Source organism: Streptococcus equinus, from assembly GCF_900104225.1.
Classification (GTDB): domain Bacteria; phylum Bacillota; class Bacilli; order Lactobacillales; family Streptococcaceae; genus Streptococcus; species Streptococcus equinus_D.
The window spans coordinates 43,600-57,502 of the sequence record NZ_FNJK01000003.1; the positions used below are offsets into that span (position 1 = coordinate 43,600).

The following is a 13,903-nucleotide window of genomic DNA, read 5'->3' on the forward strand; positions in this document are numbered from 1 at the left end:
GTAAACATAGATTGACAAATGTTGTTTAATAATTAGTCATTATTGCTCGAAAAATTATCGGCGATTAAATTGACAATTTAACTTAATTTGATACAATAATCATAACAATAATCATGATGGTCAAAGCTCATGAGAATTGTGCGTTTTTGTCGCACAGTTTTCGAGGGTTTTGATCGTTTTTTTGTTTTACTAATCGTATTTTATATTTGGAAAGGAATGCTTTGAGTAGCTTAGCTAATCTTTTGATTACTTTAATTTGATAAAAAGATTGGCAAAGGTTTACTTGATATTGTAATTGAATCATGACACATGAATTTGCTGAAAATTATGATGTAATTGTTGTCGGTGCTGGGCATGCTGGTGTTGAAGCTAGTTTGGCTGCAGCTCGTATGGGTTGTAAAACAATGCTCGCAACAATCAATTTGGAAATGTTATCCTTTATGCCATGTAACCCTGCTATCGGAGGGTCTGCCAAAGGTATCGTCGTTCGTGAAATCGATGCTCTTGGTGGAGAAATGGGTAAAAACATTGACAAGACTTACATCCAAATGAAAATGCTTAATACTGGTAAAGGTCCTGCTGTACGTGCTCTTCGTGCACAAGCTGATAAGGCGCTTTACTCTCGTACAATGAAGCATACTGTTGAACAGCAAGAGAATTTGACATTACGTCAGTCAATGATTGAAGAAGTTTTAGTTGAAGATGGAAAAGTTGTTGGTGTTCGCACAGCTACTAATCAAAAATTTTCAGCTAAAGCTGTCGTTATCACAACTGGTACAGCTCTTCGCGGTGAAATTATTTTGGGTGAACTTAAATATTCATCTGGTCCAAATAACAGCCTAGCTTCAATTGGACTTGCAGATAATTTGAAAGAACTTGGACTTGAAATTGGACGTTTCAAAACAGGGACACCTCCACGTGTTAAAGCAAGTTCTATCAACTATGATGAAACAGAAATTCAACCGGGTGATGAAAAACCAAATCATTTCTCATTCATGTCTAATGATGAAGATTACCTCAAAGACCAAATTCCATGCTGGTTGACTTATACTAACCAAACTAGTCACGATATCATTAACAAAAACCTTTACCGTGCTCCAATGTTCTCAGGTATTGTTAAAGGGGTAGGTCCACGTTATTGTCCATCTATCGAAGATAAAATTGTTCGTTTTGCAGATAAAGAACGTCACCAACTTTTCCTAGAACCAGAAGGACGTGAAACTGAAGAAGTTTACATTCAAGGATTGTCAACAAGTCTTCCTGAGGATGTTCAAAAAGAATTGGTTCACTCAATTAAAGGGCTTGAAAATGCTGAAATGATGCGTACAGGTTATGCGATTGAGTATGATATCGTTTTGCCACACCAATTGCGTGCAACACTTGAAACTAAGAAAATTTCTGGACTTTTTACCGCAGGTCAAACTAATGGTACTTCAGGTTATGAAGAAGCTGCGGGACAAGGGATTGTTGCTGGTATCAATGCCGCTCTTAAAGTTCAAGGTAAACCAGAAATGATCCTAAAACGTAGTGATGCTTACATTGGTGTTATGATTGATGACTTGGTAACAAAAGGAACTTTGGAACCTTATCGTTTGTTGACAAGTCGTGCAGAATATCGTTTGATTTTGCGTCATGATAATGCTGATATGCGTTTGACTGAAATTGGTCACCGTGTTGGTTTGGTTGATGAAGAACGCTATGAACGTTACTTGAACCGTAAACGTCAATTTGACAATGAGTTGACAAGACTGTCAAGTCTTAAAATCAAGCCTGTCAAGGAAACTAATGCACGTATTGAAGCACTTGGTTTCAAACCATTGACAGATGCCTTGACAGCTAAAGAATTCATGCGTCGTCCAGAAATCAATTATGAAATTGCAACAAGTTTTGTCGGTCCTGCGGAAGAAAAACTGGATAGCAAAGTAATTGAACTTTTGGAAACTGAAATCAAATACGAAGGTTACATCAACAAAGCACTTGATCAAGTGGCTAAAATGAAACGCATGGAAGAAAAACGCATCCCTGCTAATATTGACTGGGATGATATCGATTCTATTGCGACAGAAGCTCGTCAAAAATTCAAGAAAATTAACCCAGAAACAATCGGACAAGCAAGCCGTATTTCAGGGGTTAACCCAGCTGATATTTCTATTTTGATGGTTTATTTAGAAGGTAAACAAAAGCACCATCGAAACCAAGAAGATTAAGTCATTAAACTGTAATCATTAAACAGAGGACAGCCCTACTAAATAGGGCTGTTTTATGGTATAATTGTAAGCTAAGAGGTTAACCAATGAAAAGATTTCGATTTGCAACTATCCACTTAGTCATGATTGGCCTTATTTTATTTGGTATCTTGGCTATTTGTGTCAGACTTTTTCAGACGGAGTCAGCTATCTTAGCTGCAATCTTTTTGGCGCTTTCTTTACTTGTAGCTTTGCTCTACTATCAGAAAGAAAATTATGAGTTATCGGAACTTGAACAAATTGAATTATTAAACAACCAAACGGAAGTTGGTCTAAAACATCTTCTAGAACAAATGCCAGTTGGTGTTGTTCAGTTTGATCAAGAAACAAACGAGGTAGAGTGGTTTAATCCATATGCAGAGCTCATTTTCACTAGTGAAGAAGGAGAGTTTGAGGATGACATCATTCGTAGAATTATCGGGGCTAAGCGAGAAGGTGACGCTACCCAGACATTTGAGTTAAATGGCAATAAGTACTCGTCTTACATCGATTCATCAACGGGGATTTTCTATTTCTTTGATACATCTATGGGAAATCGTCAGTTGGGTGATGCAGCCTTTTTGCGTCCAGTCATTGGGATTATTTCCATTGACAATTACGATGATGTGACAGATGATTTATCAGATGCTGAGATTTCACAAATCAATAGCTTTATTGCAAACTTTATTTCGAATTTCACGAAGTCAAAAAATATTTTTTATCGTCGTGTCAATATGGATCGTTTCTACTTTTTTACAGATTACGCTGTTTTGAGTAGCTTGATTGACGATAAATTTGATGTTTTGGAAGCTTTTCGAAAACAAGCTAAAGAAGAGCACAACCTACCACTAACACTTAGTATGGGGGTTTCTTATGGTGATGATAACCATCAACAAATCGGTCAGGTTGCTTTGCAGAACCTAAATACGGCGCTTGTACGTGGTGGAGATCAAGTTGTTATTTGTGAAAATGATGAGCATAAGAAGCCGTTGTATTTTGGTGGTGGTTCAGTATCTACTGTTAAGCGTACACGTACGCGTACACGTGCCATGATGACAGCTATTTCAGATCATATTAAAGGCGTTGACCGTGTATTTGTCGTTGGTCACCGCAATATCGATATGGATGCTCTAGGATCAGCTGTAGGGATGCAATTCTTTGCAAGTAATATTAACGCAGAATCTTATGTCGTCTATAATCCAGATGAAATGAGCCCAGATATTACACGTGCTGTAAAAAGACTGCGAGAGGATGCCAAAACCAAGTTGATTACCATTAAGCAAGCCTTGTCAATGATGACAGAACAATCATTGTTGATTATGGTTGATCATTCTAAGGTTGACCTTACCTTGTCGCAAAAGCTTTACAACAAGTTTACAGATGTGATTGTTGTGGATCACCATCGTCGTGATGATAATTTCCCAGAAAATGCAGTCTTGACCTTCATCGAAAGTGGAGCAAGTAGTGCAAGTGAGTTGGTTACAGAATTGATACAGTTCCAGAATGCCAAGAAACGTTTGAGTAAAATTCAGGCAAGCGTCTTAATGGCTGGTATTATGCTTGATACGAAGAATTTCTCAGCCAGCGTAACTAGCAGAACGTTTGATGTGGCCAGTTATCTACGAGCACATGGAAGTGATAGTATTGAAATTCAAAATATTTCTCAAACGGATTTTGAGGAATATCGATTGGTTAATGAATTAATTCTTAGAGGACGAAAAATTTATGATAACATCATTGTTGCCAGTGGCCGTGATGGTGTTAATTATAGTAAAATAGTTGCTAGTAAGGCTGCAGATACCATGTTATCTTTAGCTGGTATCGAGGCGACATTTGTTTTGGTGCAAGTGGCTCCTAATAAAGTGGCTGTTTCAGCACGTAGTCGTAGTAAGATTAATGTTCAACGCATGATGGAAGAACTTGGTGGTGGTGGTCATTTTACTCTAGCTGCTTGTCAGTTAGAAAATATGTCAGTGAGCCAGGCCGAAGGTGTTTTACTTGATGTGATTGAAAATGATTTAAGAGAAAATATGGAGGCAGAGAGATGAAAGTAATTTTTCTAGCAGATGTTAAAGGAAAAGGTAAAAAAGGTGAAATCAAAGAAGTTCCAACAGGTTATGCCCAAAACTTCTTGATTAAGAAAAATCTTGCTAAAGAAGCTACTAATCAAGCCATTGGTGAATTAAAAGGTAAACAAAAATCAGAAGAAAAAGCACAAGCTGAAGTGTTAGCTGAAGCTAAAGCTCTTAAAGCTGAACTTGAAAAAGAAGAAACTGTTGTTAAATTCACTGAAAAAGTTGGTCCTGACGGACGTACTTTTGGTTCAATTACAGCTAAGAAAATCGTAGAAGAATTGTCAAAACAATTCGGTTTAAAAGTTAACAAACGTGCCATTGCTTTGGATCACCCAATTCGCGCTATTGGCTCTGTTGAAGTACCTGTGAAATTACATAAAGAAGTAACTGCTGAAATTAAATTAAACATCAAAGAAGCATAATTAAGATTTGAGTTTACTAGGGGAGGTGAAAAGATTGGCAGAAGAGCCAGAATTGAGAGTTCAGCCACAGGATTTATTAGCAGAGCAATCTGTCTTAGGTTCTATTTTTATCTCACCAGATAAACTCATCACTGTCCGTGAATTTGTTAGCCCAGATGATTTTTATAAATACTCTCACCGAGTTATTTTTAAAGCAATGATTACTTTGAGTGATCGTAATGAGGCTATCGATGCTACAACAGTGAGAACAATTCTTGATGACCAAGGTGATTTGCAAAATATTGGTGGCTTGTCATATATTGTTGAATTAGTCAACAGTGTGCCAACGAGTGCCAATGCAGAATATTACGCTAAGATTGTTGCTGAAAAGGCAATGTTGCGTAATATTATTTCTAGGTTGACAGAAACTGTAAACCTGGCTTATGAAGGTGCTACAGATTCAGAAGATGTGATTGCTGGAGCAGAAAAAGCTCTTATTGAGATTAATGAACACAGCAATCGTAGTGGTTTTCGCAAGATTTCAGACGTCTTGAAGGTGAACTATGAAAATTTGGAAATTCGTTCACGCCAAACGAGCGACGTTACTGGTTTGCCAACAGGCTTTCGTGATTTGGATAAGATTACGACAGGTTTACACCCTGATCAATTAGTCATTCTAGCAGCACGTCCAGCCGTCGGGAAAACAGCATTTGCTTTGAATATTGCGCAGAATGTTGGAACTAAGCAAAATAGACCAGTAGCCATCTTTTCTCTGGAAATGGGAGCTGAAAGCTTGGTTGACCGTATGTTAGCTGCAGAGGGAATGGTTGATTCTCATAATCTTAGAACAGGTCAGTTAACAGATCAGGAATGGAATAATATCACCATTGCTCAAGGAGCTTTGGCGGACGCACCAATTTATATTGATGATACACCAGGGATTAAAATTACTGAGATTCGCGCGCGTGCACGTAAGCTATCGCAAGAAGTTGAAGGAGGTCTTGGGTTAATTGTTATTGACTACCTTCAATTGATTACAGGAACGCGTCCTGAGAACCGACAACAAGAGGTCTCTGATATTTCACGTCAATTGAAAATTTTGGCTAAGGAATTAAAAGTGCCTGTTATTGCACTGAGTCAGTTGTCTCGTGGTGTTGAACAACGTCAAGATAAACGTCCAGTACTGTCAGATATTCGTGAATCTGGTTCTATCGAGCAAGATGCTGACATTGTAGCTTTCTTGTATCGTGATGATTATTATCGTCGTGAAGGTGAAGATAACGAAGATGCTGTTGAAGACAATACGATTGAAGTTATTTTAGAGAAAAACCGTTCTGGTGCGCGTGGAACTGTGAAATTAATTTTCCAAAAAGAATATAATAAATTTTCTAGTATTGCGCAGTTTGAAGAGCGTTAATAAAGATAAGGAGTAAGATAAAAGATGAGTGATGCATTTGCAGATGTAGCAAAAATGAAGAAAATCAAAGAAGATATTAAAGCCCACGAAGGTCAATTGGTTGAATTGACACTCGAAAATGGTCGTAAACGTGAAAAAAATAAAATTGGTCGTTTGACTGAAGTTTACCCATCATTGTTTATCGTTGAATACAATGAAAACTCTGATGTTCCAGGTGCGATTAATAATTCATACGTTGAATCATACACTTATTCAGACATTTTAACTGAAAAAACATTGATTCGTTATTTTGATTAATTTTATCTAAGAATTAACATACAAAAGGCTTTACAGAGCCTTTTTTTTATGTTAAACTAAATTCCGTGTGAAATAATAGCGGGAGAGTATGAAGCTCGTCAACAGTTGGCTCTTCTACAGTTTTTCTTCCTATAGAAAAGCTTCTAGAAGTCGGAAAAGTAATCTTGGCTGTTTAGATGAAAGTCACCTGCACGAATCAGGATTCTCTAAATTGTTATTTCCTACAAAATTTTTATTTTATAGGAGGACATTTTAAATGTCACGTTATACAGGTCCATCATGGAAACAATCTCGTCGCCTTGGCTTGTCTCTTACAGGTACAGGTAAAGAATTAGCACGTCGTAACTACGTGCCAGGTCAACACGGTCCTAACAACCGTAGCAAACTTTCTGAATACGGTTTGCAATTGGCTGAAAAACAAAAACTTCGTTTCACTTACGGTGTAGGTGAAAAACAATTCCGTAACTTGTTCGTACAAGCTACTAAAGTTAAAGGTGGAACTCTTGGTTTCAACTTTATGGTTCTTTTGGAACGTCGTCTTGACAACGTTGTTTACCGTCTAGGTCTTGCAACTACTCGTCGTCAAGCTCGTCAATTCGTTAACCACGGTCACATCCTTGTTGACGGTAAACGTGTTGATATCCCTTCATACCGCGTAACTCCAGGTCAAGTTATCTCAGTTCGCGAAAAATCAGCTAAAGTACCTGCTATCCTTGAAGCTGTTGAAGCTACTCTTGGACGTCCAGCATTCGTATCATTCGACGCTGAAAAACTTGAAGGTTCATTGACTCGTCTTCCAGAACGCGACGAAATCAACCCAGAAATCAACGAAGCTCTTATCGTTGAATACTACAACAAAATGCTTTAATTCACTGTTTATTGAAGTGTTTAAAACCACGGTTTTTCCGTGGTTTTTTTGTTTTTTATTGAATGTAAAAAAGCCACCTTTATGGTGGCTTTTGTTAAAGTGGCAAAAGTTTTAAGATGAGATTAGTCATTTGGCGTGGTGATTCTTTTTTACCTTTAGCAATCCAAGATTGGCAAAGGCCGAAAAAGGCATAGGCGAAGTAAATACTGCTGTATTCTCTCTCAACAGGACTCAATTCGTCACGGCCAAAACGGTCTTGTAAATCAGTATTAATGAAAATACGTACTTTATTAATGATAAAAGCTTGGAATTCACGAGTTCCGTTAGCAGAAATCAAGGCAGATAAGAGTTGCTCACGTTTTAGAAATTCAAAAATTTCCAAAAAGGCTTGAGCTTTATTGCCTTCGTGTTTTTCAAAAATGTATTCAACCTGATTAAAGAGCGTTTGTTGGCAAGAATCAATCAACTCAAATTTATCCTTGTAGTGAGTGTAGAAGCTAGAGCGGCTAATACCAGCTTCTTTTGCCAACTTGATTGTTGTAATATCATCAAAACTTTCTGTTTTTAAGAGGCTAACCATAGCTTCTTGAATAGCCCTCTTAGTGTTTGCTTTGCGGTTGTCATGTGCCATAAACAATTTCTTTTGAACACTTTTAGACAGAGTGTCCAAAATCTCCTTCTTTTGTCTTGAAATTATTTCATATCCTTGTATAATATATTTTATCATAATTTTTGAACAGTGTGTCTAAATTAGGAGAAAATATGTTAGAAGAATTAAAAGCACTTATTAAAAGTCCCAAACTTTGGGTAACAATGATTGGGGTTGCGCTTGTTCCAGCTCTTTATAACTTGTCATTCTTAGGCTCTATGTGGGACCCTTATGGAAATGTAGAGAATTTGCCAGTGGCAGTTGTTAACGAGGATAAGTCAGCAACGCTAAATGATAAAACATTGACAATCGGTGATGACATGGTAGACAGTATGTCTAAAAATAAAGCCCTTGATTATCACTTTGTCAGCCAGAAAAAAGCTGATAAAGGTTTAAAAGATGGCGATTACTACATGGTTATCACATTACCAGAAGATTTGTCAGAGAAAGCCTCTAGCTTATTAACGGATAATCCGAAGAAATTAAATATTAAGTATCAAACAACAGCAGGTCGTAGTGTGGTTGCCTCAAAAATGAGTGAATCAGCAATGACTAAGCTTAAAGATACCGTTTCAGAAAATATTACAAAGACCTATACAAAAGCAGTCTTCAAGAGCATGACAGACTTGCAAAATGGTTTGAAAAAGGCTAGCGATGGTGGTAATCAATTAGTTGATGGTAGTCAAAAACTTGAATCAGGCAGCCAAACCATTACAGATAACCTAAATAAAGCCGCTTCAGGAAGTCAACAACTCGCTGACGGGTCAACAACACTTGTCAATGGTCTCGGTGAATACACAGACGGTGTTGGACAATTAGCACCTGGTCTTGATAAACTCTCTGGAGGTGTGTCAGCATACACAAATGGTGTAGGACAATTAGCAGCGGGGTTACCAGAGTTATCAGCAGGCGTGACAGAGTACACCACTGTTGAAGGTAAGGTTGCTAAAGTTATGCCCCAGTTGACACAAGGTTTTAATACGTATGCAGGTGGTGTTAATAAGACATCAGTTGGTATGAATGCTTTGTCAGCAGGACAAACCACTTTTGCAACAGCTTTAACATCATATACTAATGGTGTCAGTCAGCTATCAGCAGGCCTAACTCAATTAAATGCTAAATCTAAAGAGTTAACTGATGGCATTAATCAATTACAAACAGTAAGCAGTAATAATCTAGATCAATTAATCACAGGTGCGACAAATCTTAATAATGGTTTGCAAGCTCTTCAAACTGAACTAAATAATACAAGCTTGCCAGATACATCACAATTGCAAGCCAGTCTTAATGAGCTAAATCAACTAGGGCAAAGTCTATCTGCGATGAGTTCAGCAATTTCATCTATTAATAGCTCAGATTTAGCGGCTGTTCAAGCAACTTCTGCTTACCAAGGTCTTAGCTCAGAACAACAAGCTGAAATCGATGCAGCTATTACAAATAGTACTGGTGCAGCAACTGCGAATAATTTGGTAAATCAAATTTCAGGTATTCAAACACAACTTGCTTCACTTCAAGGTTTATCAACGCAATTAACGAATTTATCAGCTCTTCTTGATAAAGTAGCTACCCTGAAAGCTAATAGCTCTGCTGCTAGTGCAGGAAGTCAACAATTAGTAAATGGTTTGACACAATTTAAAGCTGGTTTCTCAGATACAGCACTTTCATCTTATGCTTCAGGTGTTTCTAACTATACAGCAGCTGTTGGCCAAGTAACCACTGGTGCTAACAAAATAGCTGGTAATAATGAAATGTTACTATCTGCTTTTTCTCAATTAAATGGTGTTGCCAGCGTTTTACAATCTGGATTAGGACAACTAGTTGCCAACAGTCCTCAATTAAGTAATGGTCTTGCTCAAGTTCAATTTGCAACTTCAGCTTTGGCTGCGAAAAATGATAAGTTAGTAAATGGAGCTAAAAAAGCAGAAAATGGAGCTAATCAACTCGATGCTAAAAGTGATGAATTAAGAAATGGTGCAAGTGACGCAGCCTCAGGTGCTAACAAGTTAGCTTCAAACAATGATAAGCTAAATAGTGGTGCTAAGAAATTGCAATCAGGAGCACAAGAATTGGCTTCTGGTTCAAGCAAATTGGCTGCTGGCAGTGGCACATTGACAAATGGCTTGACAACATTGACAGATGGCTTGACAACGTTGACAAGCTCATTATCTGATGCTAGTCATCAATTATCATTAGTTTCAGTAGATAGTAAGAATGCGAAAATGGTTTCTGCTCCGGTATCTACAGCTGCTAAAGATAAAGATAGCGTGAAAACAAATGGTATTGGTATGGCGCCTTACATGATTGCTGTATCACTTATGGTTGTTGCTCTTTCAACAAATGTTATCTTTGCTGATTCATTATCAGGTCGTCCTGTTAAGAATCGCTTTGAATGGGCAAAACAAAAATTGTTCATCAATGGTTTGATTTCAACAGCAGGTTCAGTAATTCTTTACGCTGCTATTCAATTCCTTGGATTTGAAGCTAACTATGGTTGGCAAACACTACTCTTCATTATTTTGAGCGGTTGGACATTGATGGCTCTTGTAACAGCATTAGTCGGTTGGGATAATCGCTACGGTTCATTTGCTTCATTGATTATGTTGTTGTTGCAAGTGGGTTCTGCTGGTGGTTCATATCCAATTGAACTTAGTCCTAAGTTCTTCCAAGTCGTTCACCCATACATGCCGATGTCATACATTGTTACTGGATTACGTCAAACAATTTCAATGACATGCTCAAATGGTAAAGAAGTTGCTGTTCTAACTGGTTTCCTTCTTGCCTTCATGGTCTTAGGCCTTGTCATTTATAGAAAACAAGATGCAGAGTGATAGGTTTCCTATCCTCTGTTTTTTTGTAGGCAAATCATTTGAAGAATGTCTTAAGCTTTTGTATACTTAACAAAAGTCGATTAATTTAAAAACGTTTACGATGAGTTTACAGGTGTGTCAAATCTGTAGGTTATGAGAAGGAGGAGAAATAATGTCAATTATTACACTGATTTTAGCTGCTTTAGTAGCTTTGGAACATTTTTACATTATGTATTTAGAGACATTTGCGACACAGTCTAAAGCAACAGCGCGTGTCTTTAACATGTCAGAAGAGGAGTTGAAACGTGAGTCAGTAACTAATCTATTTAAAAACCAAGGGATTTATAATGGTTTGATCGCTGTCTTTTTGCTTTACGGTATCTTTACAGGAAATGCAACTGTTGTGGTTATTTTCCTTTTGAATGTTGTTCTGGCAGCTCTTTATGGTAGTGTGACTGCTGATCGAAAGATTATTTTTAAACAAGGTGGTTTAGCTATTTTAGCTTTAGTAACCTTGTTATTTTAGACTAAAAAAACGAAGTTGAGTATTAAGCTCAGCTTCGTTTTTTTGTTTAATTTAATTCACTGAAATATCACCAGTGTTGCCACTGATTTTCAAGATATTTTTAGTTGAAGGGGTAAGTGAGCTAGAGATATCGCTATCTCCGATATTGTTACTAGCTTGAACTGTAAGTTCTTTGTTGGCAAGGGTAATGTCGACGTCGCCAGTTGAGCTAGATAATGTATTGATACCTTCCAAATTAATACCATTTGCAGAAAAATCACCGATTGAAATGTCAATGTTTGAGTCAATGATTTTGCCATTTTCAAAATCAATATCACCTGTGCTTGTTGTTAGGCTGAACTTGTTTAGATTGCAGTTTTGGAAATTTCCATCTCCGACAGCGACAGTCAATTTACCAGAATTAAAGTTACAGTTGGTAATATCTAAATCCCCTGCACTGAGTTCGATGTTGGCGTAATCGGCAGTCACATCACTGAATTGCAAATCACCGGCTTTCAAATTAGTTTTTATGGAGTGAATATCCATATTTTTAGGGATAGAAATAATAATGGTGTGCTTATTGGTAATCGTACCGGTTTTAGCAAGATTGATGAGGTCTTTTAAGCTAAAGAAATTAAATGATGTTGAGTGATCTTGCCAGCCACCAGTTTGTTTAACGGTAAGCGTCCCATCGCTTGTAACCTGATAAGAGACTGGGAGTTTTTTTGTGTCTGAATATGAGATAAAAGGTTTATCAATATCGACTTTTGAAACCACAACATCAAAGGTTGAGGCATTAATGTCAATTTTATTAAATTGGTCAAGAGTTACTTTGCTTTGCTTGATGTGTGATTTAACTTCGTATTTTTGATCTAGTTTAGTTAAGCCACCAGTAGCTAGGCCAACTCCAGCCAGTCCTGCTCCTACTAAACTAGCACCAATCCCAATACCTAAAACGATTTTTGTCCACTTTTTCATTATTTTCTCCTTTTACTTGCCGCTTTTTGAATTAATTTACTGATACTTTTTCCTGCCAATTTTCCAACAGCACCAGCAGCCAGAAGGGCTAGTAGTGCTAAGCCAAGTGATAAAAGTCCCAATCCTAATCCCAAGGCTGTTGTTGATGGCGCGATACTAAGATAAGACCAACTGTCAATCAGCATGTAAACACCAGATGTTAAAAGGGCGACTCCTAAAGCTAGTACCATAGCTATAACGGCAATTCCGAACGCCAAAATAGTAATGATAACCATAAGCAGTACCAAAATAAGTGGTAGGGCAACTGGGCTAGCTAGAATAGCGAGGATAGCAATCCAGATAATGACAGCCTTGTTTTTAGGTGATTTTTCATCTTCAACAATCTTCTCATCGAGTAATCGGCTAATAATGTCGTGCGCTGCATCTTTAGGTGATCCTAGTTCAGCAATAACTGCTTCTTCATTTTCGGGACCAGCTTCATCGAAATATTCTCTGAAGTAGTCCATGGCTTCTTGATAGTCATCTTTTGGCAGTTTTTTTAGATATTTATCTAGTTTTGCCAGGTAGTCATTTCTCGTCATCCTTTAATCTCCCTTCGACAATCTCCTTGATTTTAGCGGTATACAGTTGCCACTCACCTTTTAGAAAGGTAAGTTGTTGTTTACCACTTTCTGTAGTTGTGTAGTATTTGCGTTTACGACCTTGGTATTCTTGTTGGTAGGTGTCTAAATAGCCTGCCTTTTCTAGTTTTTTTAAAATTGGATAAAGTGTAGATTCTTTAATATTGGCTACTTCTTTGATTGTATGACTAATGGCGTAACCATAAGAATCTTCTTTATCGACGATAGCTAGAATAAGAAATTCAATAACGGTCGCAGAAGTTGGAAAGTACATAGCAAATTCCTTTCTGACAATATATAAAATTTTTATATATAATTATTTTATATATAAACTATAAATCAGGTTAATTTAAAAGTCAAGCATAATATATAAAAATTTTATATATTTTAAAATGTTGATTTTGTGGCAAAAAAAAAGCTACTGTAAACTTAGTTTACAGTAGCTTTACATACAAATTTAGGAAAGGTGGTTATCAACTAATGGTATACACTAGAGTCTCCCAGTTCCACCTTTACCAGAACAATTAGTTAAGTCCGAATGAAGCAGAATCTTGAGCATCACGTTCAGCAACAGTTTCAGCATAGTTGTTCAATTGTTGGTTGATGCTTGCAAGCAACTCTTCAAATTTTTGAACTTGAGTATAGAGTTGGTTGTATTGTTCAAGGTAAGCATTGAATGCTTGACCTTTCCATTCTTCAGCAATTTGGCTATTCATGCTGTTAACAGATTGAATAGCTTGTTCAATTTGTTCTTTTGAACGAGTGTAAACTTGAGCTTGCTCCTTAAGTTGTTCTGGTGTTACGCTAATAGCGGCCATAAAAATCTCCTTTAAAATTTATTTTTTTCTAAATTATACGCTTTTAATTTTTTTTGTAAAGTGAAAAGTGTAAAAAAATCCATTCTATTTCAAAATTTGAATAAATAATTTAGAGTATGATACCGTTTTATATGATAAAATATTTGGGTGTAAAGGCTTAATTTCCTATTGGTAGATGGGTAAAAAAGTGGTATAATTATTAGACATATATGAAAGGTAATTTTAATATAGACAATTAGGAAA

At 37.0% G+C, this 13,903-nt stretch carries 13 protein-coding genes; 8 read left to right on the top strand and 5 right to left on the bottom strand.

The window, feature by feature from the left end; translation table 11 throughout:
* The first annotated feature begins 302 nt into the window (after window positions 1–302).
* The 6 genes from mnmG (at window position 303) to rpsD (ending at window position 7,283) form a co-directional block, all read left to right on the top strand.
* The gene (gene mnmG / locus BLP98_RS05395) at window positions 303–2,207 is read left to right on the top strand and encodes a tRNA uridine-5-carboxymethylaminomethyl(34) synthesis enzyme MnmG (protein ID WP_039696103.1); all 1,905 of its coding nucleotides are present in this window, start codon (window positions 303–305) and stop codon (window positions 2,205–2,207) included.
* An 86-nt stretch (window positions 2,208–2,293) separates the two neighbouring features.
* Window positions 2,294–4,273: a DHH family phosphoesterase gene (locus BLP98_RS05400; protein WP_074482287.1), complete on the top strand. Its 1,980-nt coding sequence runs from the start codon at window positions 2,294–2,296 to the stop codon at window positions 4,271–4,273.
* Entirely contained in the window at window positions 4,270–4,722 is a 453-nt protein-coding gene (gene rplI / locus BLP98_RS05405) for a 50S ribosomal protein L9 (RefSeq protein ID WP_074482288.1), read from the top strand. Before BLP98_RS05400 ends, rplI begins: the two co-directional genes overlap by 4 nt.
* Before the next feature lie 34 nt (window positions 4,723–4,756).
* Entirely contained in the window at window positions 4,757–6,118 is a 1,362-nt protein-coding gene (gene dnaB, locus BLP98_RS05410) for a replicative DNA helicase (RefSeq protein WP_074482289.1), read from the top strand.
* Between the two features lie 24 nt (window positions 6,119–6,142).
* Entirely contained in the window at window positions 6,143–6,415 is a 273-nt protein-coding gene (locus BLP98_RS05415) for a Veg family protein (protein ID WP_004233634.1), read from the top strand.
* A gap of 256 nt (window positions 6,416–6,671) precedes the next feature.
* The gene (gene rpsD, locus BLP98_RS05420) at window positions 6,672–7,283 is read left to right on the top strand and encodes a 30S ribosomal protein S4 (protein WP_004233633.1); all 612 of its coding nucleotides are present in this window, start codon (window positions 6,672–6,674) and stop codon (window positions 7,281–7,283) included.
* 94 nt (window positions 7,284–7,377) lie between these two features.
* On the opposite strand, the gene BLP98_RS05425 is transcribed toward rpsD, so the two are convergent.
* Window positions 7,378–7,914 carry a TetR/AcrR family transcriptional regulator gene (locus BLP98_RS05425; protein WP_039696208.1) on the bottom strand — a complete coding sequence of 179 codons (537 nt, stop codon included), beginning with the start codon at window positions 7,912–7,914 and terminating at the stop codon, window positions 7,378–7,380.
* A gap of 131 nt (window positions 7,915–8,045) precedes the next feature.
* Between BLP98_RS05425 and BLP98_RS05430 the strand changes: the two genes are divergently transcribed.
* Window positions 8,046–10,760 (top strand): YhgE/Pip family protein, encoded by a 2,715-nt coding sequence (locus BLP98_RS05430; RefSeq protein WP_074482290.1) that lies wholly within the window; start codon window positions 8,046–8,048, stop codon window positions 10,758–10,760.
* A gap of 151 nt (window positions 10,761–10,911) precedes the next feature.
* Window positions 10,912–11,265, top strand: coding sequence for a DUF1304 domain-containing protein (locus BLP98_RS05435; protein ID WP_074482291.1), 354 nt, complete (start codon window positions 10,912–10,914; stop codon window positions 11,263–11,265).
* 51 nt (window positions 11,266–11,316) lie between these two features.
* Here BLP98_RS05435 and BLP98_RS05440 read toward each other — a convergent pair whose 3' ends face one another.
* From BLP98_RS05440 to BLP98_RS05455, 4 genes are all read right to left on the bottom strand, one after another.
* On the bottom strand, window positions 11,317–12,222 hold the full coding sequence (locus BLP98_RS05440; RefSeq protein ID WP_074482292.1) for a DUF4097 family beta strand repeat-containing protein: 906 nt from the start codon (window positions 12,220–12,222) through the stop codon (window positions 11,317–11,319).
* Window positions 12,222–12,803: a DUF1700 domain-containing protein gene (locus BLP98_RS05445; protein WP_074482293.1), complete on the bottom strand. Its 582-nt coding sequence runs from the start codon at window positions 12,801–12,803 to the stop codon at window positions 12,222–12,224. Before BLP98_RS05445 ends, BLP98_RS05440 begins: the two co-directional genes overlap by 1 nt.
* Window positions 12,790–13,116: a PadR family transcriptional regulator gene (locus BLP98_RS05450; protein ID WP_074482294.1), complete on the bottom strand. Its 327-nt coding sequence runs from the start codon at window positions 13,114–13,116 to the stop codon at window positions 12,790–12,792. Before BLP98_RS05450 ends, BLP98_RS05445 begins: the two co-directional genes overlap by 14 nt.
* Window positions 13,117–13,366: 250 nt before the next feature.
* Window positions 13,367–13,660, bottom strand: a complete 294-nt coding sequence (locus BLP98_RS05455; RefSeq protein ID WP_021143347.1) for a WXG100 family type VII secretion target — start codon at window positions 13,658–13,660, stop codon at window positions 13,367–13,369.
* Window positions 13,661–13,903 lie beyond the last annotated feature (243 nt).